At 33.9% G+C, this 6,443-nt stretch carries 7 protein-coding genes and 1 pseudogene; all 8 read left to right on the top strand.

Annotated elements, in window-relative coordinates; translation table 11 throughout:
* Positions 1-130 (top strand): annotated as a pseudogene (locus ADM33_RS11940) (transcription-repair coupling factor); the annotation flags it as partial.
* Positions 131-194: 64 nt separating this feature from the next.
* Complete coding sequence (locus ADM33_RS09985; protein ID WP_001234970.1) at positions 195-461, top strand: RNA-binding S4 domain-containing protein; 267 nt, start codon at positions 195-197, stop codon at positions 459-461.
* Positions 454-822 (top strand): septum formation initiator family protein, encoded by a 369-nt coding sequence (locus ADM33_RS09980; protein ID WP_000277028.1) that lies wholly within the window; start codon positions 454-456, stop codon positions 820-822. The genes ADM33_RS09985 and ADM33_RS09980 overlap by 8 nt, the downstream gene beginning before the upstream one ends.
* Before the next feature lie 6 nt (positions 823-828).
* Positions 829-951: an SP_0009 family protein gene (locus ADM33_RS11810; protein WP_000429332.1), complete on the top strand. Its 123-nt coding sequence runs from the start codon at positions 829-831 to the stop codon at positions 949-951.
* On the top strand, positions 944-2,212 hold the full coding sequence (locus ADM33_RS09970; RefSeq protein WP_049504915.1) for a serine hydrolase: 1,269 nt from the start codon (positions 944-946) through the stop codon (positions 2,210-2,212). The genes ADM33_RS11810 and ADM33_RS09970 overlap by 8 nt, the downstream gene beginning before the upstream one ends.
* Positions 2,209-3,486 carry a tRNA lysidine(34) synthetase TilS gene (tilS, locus tag ADM33_RS09965; protein ID WP_049504913.1) on the top strand — a complete coding sequence of 426 codons (1,278 nt, stop codon included), beginning with the start codon at positions 2,209-2,211 and terminating at the stop codon, positions 3,484-3,486. The genes ADM33_RS09970 and tilS overlap by 4 nt, the downstream gene beginning before the upstream one ends.
* A 4-nt stretch (positions 3,487-3,490) precedes the next feature.
* Positions 3,491-4,033 (top strand): hypoxanthine phosphoribosyltransferase, encoded by a 543-nt coding sequence (gene hpt / locus ADM33_RS09960; RefSeq protein ID WP_000890189.1) that lies wholly within the window; start codon positions 3,491-3,493, stop codon positions 4,031-4,033.
* A gap of 16 nt (positions 4,034-4,049) precedes the next feature.
* Positions 4,050-6,008 (top strand): ATP-dependent zinc metalloprotease FtsH, encoded by a 1,959-nt coding sequence (ftsH, locus tag ADM33_RS09955; protein WP_049504909.1) that lies wholly within the window; start codon positions 4,050-4,052, stop codon positions 6,006-6,008.
* Positions 6,009-6,443: the final 435 nt, after the last annotated feature.

Below are 6,443 nucleotides of genomic sequence, written 5' to 3'. Positions count from 1 at the left end.
TTCAGAAAATCAAGGTTTAATCGAAGTTGTTTTTGATATTCGTAATAAAAAGGATTATGAGATTTTAGAAGGTCTTTTAATTTTTGGAGAATCATTAGCAAACATAAAAGAATCAAAAGAGTCACATTAGGAGTTATCTTTTTTCTTCTATAAAAGGTAGAAAAATGGTACAATAATAATTTGAGGTAATAAAAATGAGATTAGATAAATATTTAAAAGTATCAAGAATTATTAAGCGTCGTACAGTGGCTAAAGAAGTTGCAGATAAGGGACGTATCAAGGTAAATGGTATTCTTGCCAAGAGCTCTACAGATTTAAAAATCAACGATCAAGTCGAAATTCGTTTTGGAAATAAATTGTTGCTCGTAAAAGTGTTAGAAATGAAAGATAGCACTAAAAAAGAAGATGCTGCAGGTATGTATGAAATTATCAGCGAAACAAGGGTAGAAAACGATGTATAAAAAAATTGTGCAAATGAATAATTCTTTTATTCAAAATGAACACCAACGTCGTAAATACTTGATGGAAGAACGACAAAGACGAAATCGTTTTATGGGCTGGGTTTTGATTTTGATTATGTTGTTGTTCATCCTACCAACCTATAATTTGACTCAAAGTTATCAGCAACTACTCGAACGTCGCCAACAGTTAGCCGATCTGAAAAAACAGTATCAAGAATTGAGCGATGAAAAAGATAAAGAATCAAATCTTGCAACCAAATTAAAGGACGAAACATACGCAGCCAAGTATTTGCGTGCAAAATATTACTATTCAAAATCATGGGAAGAAGTTTATACTATTCCGGACTTACTTCCTAGGTAATGTAAAATGGAAAATTTATTAGATATTATTGAACAATTTTTAAGTCAATCAGATGAAAAATTAGAAGAGTTAGCTCAAAAAAATCATCTGTTACGGTTACAGGAAGAAGAGGAAAAAAAGAATGCGTAAATTTTTAGTGATATTGCTACTTCCTATTTTTTTAAAAAGTGTCCAAGTAGTAAGCACTGAGAATCCAGTTATCATTCCAAACCAAGAAGTTTATTCCTTAACCCACGCTTCGTATCATTTTTACTATCAAGATGTTATAGAATCTCCAAAATTTTATGGTGAAACATCTGTTTATTCTACAGAAGATTTGATTAAAGAATCAGGAAAAATCAATGCAGATACAAAATTATCTGTTTTAGAATGGAGATTAAATAAACAAGGACAGCCTGTCTTTAAATTGTCTAATAATCAGTTTGTGATGGCCGATAAACGACTTTTATACGATAGTTCAATTGTCAACAATTTTTCTAAACGAGTGTGGTTAGAACCTGAATTTATTGTCTATAATAGCCCTTATGATAAACAAGAATTAAAATCTACTTTGGTACCCTATCAAGATGTTGAAGTAGATATGTCTATTTTTGCTGGTGGGCATGAGTTTTTACATATCAAACAAACTGGTTGGATTTCGACGGATGATATTTCCGATGATGATAATCGTATTCAGAAAGTACAAGAGTTGCTATCTGCAAATTATCAAAATGAACAGTTCTCTATTTATATTAAACAATTGAGTACAGGTAAGGAAGCTGGGATTAATGAAGATCAAAAAATGTACGCTGCTAGTGTTATGAAATTGCCTTATCTTTATTATGTTCAAGAAAAAATCAATCAAGGTGATTACCAACTTGACACGAAATTGAAGTACGTTTCTGAAGTGAATGATTTCCCTGGTTCTTATAAACCTGAAGGAAGCGGAAATCTCCCTAAAACAGCAGACAATAAAGACTACACTCTCAAAGATTTAATCACAAAAACTGCAAAAGAATCTGACAATGTAGCTCATAATATTCTTGGTTATTATATTACGAATAAATCAGATGAAGCCTTTAAAAAAGAGATGGCTACTATCGCAGGTGGGGAATGGGATGTGACAGATAAGTTGGCTTCAGCTAAAATGGCTGGTCAAGTTATGGAATCTATTTATAATCAGAATGGTTTTGTTTTAGAATCTCTATCGCAAACAGCTTTTGATAATCAGAGGATTGCTAAGAATATTTCTGCTAAGGTAGCCCATAAAATTGGGGATGCAGATGAATTTAAACACGATGTAGGAATAGTCTATACAGATTCTCCTTTCATTATTTCAATCTTTACCAAAAATTCTGATTATGATACCATTTCTAAAATTGCTAAGGATGTCTATGAGGTCCTAAAATGAGAGACCGAGATTTTTTAAATCATTTTCTAGAAAAAGGTTATTTTAAAGATCATTCACGAGTTGTACTAGCCTTGTCTGGTGGATTGGATTCGATGTTTCTTTTTCATCTCCTTTCAACTTACCAAGAAGAACTTGGGATTGAATTATTTTTAGCTCATGTAAACCATAAACAACGATTAGAATCGGATCATGAAGAATATGAATTAATAAAACTAGCTGAACAAGTTGGAGTTCCAATTTACGTAGCTCATTTTACTGGAGATTTTTCAGAAGCAAATGCTCGTCAATTTCGCTATAAATTTTTTAGGAAAGTAATGGGGAAAACTTCCTCTACAGCCCTTGTAACAGCTCATCATGCAGATGATCAGGTTGAGACGGTATTTATGCGAATGATTAGGGGTGTTAGATTACAACACTTATCAGCTATTAAAGAAAGACAAACGTTTGATAAGGGAGAATTAATTCGTCCTTTGCTGTTCTTTTATAAGAAGGATTTTTCTGAGATCGAGCATTTTGAAGATAGGACGAATGAAGAAAATCACTATTTTCGCAATCGTATTCGTAACCTCTATCTACCACAGTTAGAAAAAGAAAATGTTCAGGTAAAAAAAGCAATTTTAGAGTTTGGAAAAGAAGTATCTGACTATCAAATTGCTCTGACTGAATTATCTCAAACAGTCAATGTGGAAGATTTAACTCAGTTTTTATTCTTTTCTGAGGCAACACAGCGAATTTTACTACAACAATACCTTAGTTGTTTTGCTGACTTAAATGTAACAAGAGAACAATTTCAAGAAATTCATCATATTTTAAAAACTAAGAGTCAATATCGCCATTATATAAAAAATGGTTATGAACTTGTAAAAGAATACCAGCACTTTAGAATTTGTAAAATCAGACCAAAGTCTGATGAAAAAAGTAGTGAGTGTGTGTTAAACTATCAAAATCAACTTCATTATGAAGGTTATTTATTTTCATTTGGAATCCCTCTAGAAGGGGAAAATATTCAAAAGGTGAATGTTTCTCGTGAAACATCGTTGATTTTAAGGCATCGACAGTCTGGTGATTATTTGATAAAAAATGGTCATCGTAAAAAACTAAGGCGACTTTTTATTGATTTAAAAATTCCTAAAGAAAGACGAGAAAAAGCTATTATCATTGAGCAATTTGGAAAAATTTGTTCAGTTTTAGGAATTGAAATCAGTGATTTGAGTAAAAAAATGAAAAATGATATAATGAACACTGTACTTTATATAGAAAAAATAGATAGGTAAAATCATGTTAGAAAAAGATATCAAGAAAATTTTGATTTCACAAGATGAAATTACAGAAGCAGCTAAAAAATTGGGTGCTCAGTTGACAAAAGATTATGAGGGTAAAAATCCGATTTTAGTTGGAATTTTAAAAGGTTCTATTCCTTTTATGGCAGAATTGGTGAAATATATTGATACACATCTTGAAATGGACTTTATGATGGTCTCTAGCTATCATGGTGGGACTGTAAGTAGTGGTGTCATTAATATTAAACAAGACGTAACTCAAGATATTAAAGGTCGACATGTTGTCTTTGTAGAAGATATCATTGACACTGGTCAAACCTTGAAAAGTTTGAAAGATATGTTTACTGCAAGAGAAGCAGCGTCTGTGAAGATTGTTACCATGCTTGATAAACCAGAAGGTCGCACTGTAGAAATCGAAGCAGATTATACATGTTTTACAATTCCAAATGAATTTGTTGTAGGATATGGACTAGACTATAATGAAAACTATCGTAACCTTCCTTATGTAGGTGTATTGAAAGAGGAAGTTTACTCAAAATAGAAGGGTAAGTGTTTGAATGCAAAAACAAAATAATGGTTTCATAAAAAATCCATTCCTTTATTTGTTGATGATTTTCTTGCTAGTGACAGGATTCCAGTACTTTTTTGCTGGCAGATCCGCTGGTCATAGTCAACAAATTAAGTACTCAGAATTGGTTCAGGAAATCACTAACGACAATGTAAAAGAAATGACCTACCAACCAAGTGGTAGTGTTATTGAAGTGTATGGTGTCTACAAAACTGCTAAGACAGAGAAACAGGAAACGGGAATTCAATTTTTTACACCCTCTGCTACAAAAGTAGAGAAATTTACAAGTATTGTCCTCCCATCAGATACAACTGTAGCGGATTTGCAAAAGTTAGCAAGTGAACACCAAACACAGATTGAAGTGAAACACGAAAGCTCAAGTGGTATGTGGATTAACATCCTGGTTTCAGTAGTACCATTTGCTATCTTATTCTTCTTCCTCTTCTCTATGATGGGAAATATGGGCGGAAATAGTGGACGTAATCCAATGAGTTTTGGACGTAGTAAAGCTAAAGCTGCTAATAAAGAAGATATCAAAGTTCGCTTCTCAGATGTCGCAGGAGCTGAAGAAGAAAAACAAGAACTTGTTGAAGTTGTTGAATTCTTAAAAGATCCAAAACGATTTACAAAATTGGGTGCCCGGATTCCAGCTGGAGTTCTCTTAGAAGGACCTCCGGGAACTGGTAAAACATTACTTGCCAAAGCAGTTGCAGGAGAAGCTGGTGTACCATTCTTTAGTATTTCAGGTTCTGACTTTGTAGAAATGTTCGTCGGTGTCGGTGCGAGCCGTGTACGTTCTCTCTTTGAGGACGCAAAAAAAGCAGCACCAGCTATTATCTTCATTGATGAAATTGATGCCGTTGGTCGCCAACGTGGTGTTGGTTTAGGTGGAGGTAATGATGAACGAGAACAAACCTTAAACCAACTCTTGATTGAAATGGATGGTTTTGAAGGAAATGAAGGAATTATTGTCATTGCGGCAACAAACCGTTCAGATGTTCTTGATCCGGCTCTACTTCGTCCAGGTCGTTTTGATAGAAAAGTATTGGTTGGTCGTCCAGATGTTAAGGGACGCGAAGCAATTTTGAAAGTCCATGCTAGAAATAAACCTTTAGCTGAAGATGTAGATTTGAAATTGGTAGCACAACAAACTCCAGGTTTTGTTGGTGCCGATTTGGAAAATGTATTGAATGAAGCAGCTTTAGTTGCAGCTCGTCGTAATAAATCAGTGATTGATGCTTCTGATATTGATGAAGCTGAAGATCGTGTTATCGCTGGACCATCTAAGAAAGACAAGACAGTTTCACAAAAAGAACGTGAATTGGTTGCCTACCATGAGGCAGGACACACCATTGTCGGTCTAGTATTGTCAAATGCCCGTGTTGTTCATAAAGTTACCATAGTACCACGTGGACGTGCAGGCGGATATATGATTGCACTTCCTAAAGAAGACCAAATGCTTTTATCTAAAGAAGATATGAAAGAGCAATTAGCTGGATTAATGGGTGGACGTGTAGCTGAAGAGATTATCTTTAACGTCCAAACAACTGGAGCATCTAATGACTTCGAACAAGCGACTCAGATGGCGCGTGCTATGGTTACTGAGTATGGTATGAGTGAAAAACTTGGTCCAGTACAATATGAAGGAAATCATGCTATATTTGGTGCACAAAGCCCTCAAAAATCAATTTCAGAACAAACAGCTTATGAAATTGACGAAGAAGTTCGTTCATTATTGAATGAAGCACGAAACAAAGCTGCTGAAATTATCCAGTCAAATCGTGAAACTCACAAGCTGATTGCAGAAGCATTATTGAAATACGAAACATTGGATAGTACACAAATTAAATCTCTATACGAAACAGGAAAGATGCCTGAAACAGTAGAAGAGGAATCACATGCACTATCTTATGATGAAGTAAAATCAAAAATGAGTGAAGAAAATTAATTATCTTAAATACTATAAACAGAGGGGGCACAAGTTTTCTCTGTTTTTTTAAAAAAGTTGAGGGAACTCTAATTTAAATCAAAGATTTCTCTCTATATATAGAAAATAAAATACAAGTTCACTTATGTTAATGCTCTCTTAGAGGAAATGATTCAAATTTTCTGAAAATAAGAATGCAATAGTTACTTGAGTAATATGAAGAAATGTTTTCAAAAAATGATATGTGTTTCATAAAAAACAATTATTGTAAGAAAAAAATTAACCAAAACTCTGGGCAGATGAGCGTTTCAAGGGTCGCAAAGCCATGCTGAAAGAGTTACAGGAAGTCATTCAGTAGAATTGAAAAAAAGTTAAAAAAAGGTGTTGACAAAGTACGAAAAGTCGGTATAATAGTAAGAGTTGAAAATAACAACTCTGGTCCGTTGGTCAAGGGGT

Source organism: Streptococcus oralis (assembly GCF_001075875.1).
In the GTDB taxonomy this organism is placed as follows: domain Bacteria; phylum Bacillota; class Bacilli; order Lactobacillales; family Streptococcaceae; genus Streptococcus; species Streptococcus oralis_I.
The sequence above is the reverse complement of the archived record's forward strand: the minus strand, read 5'-3'. Positions and strand labels throughout refer to the sequence as shown.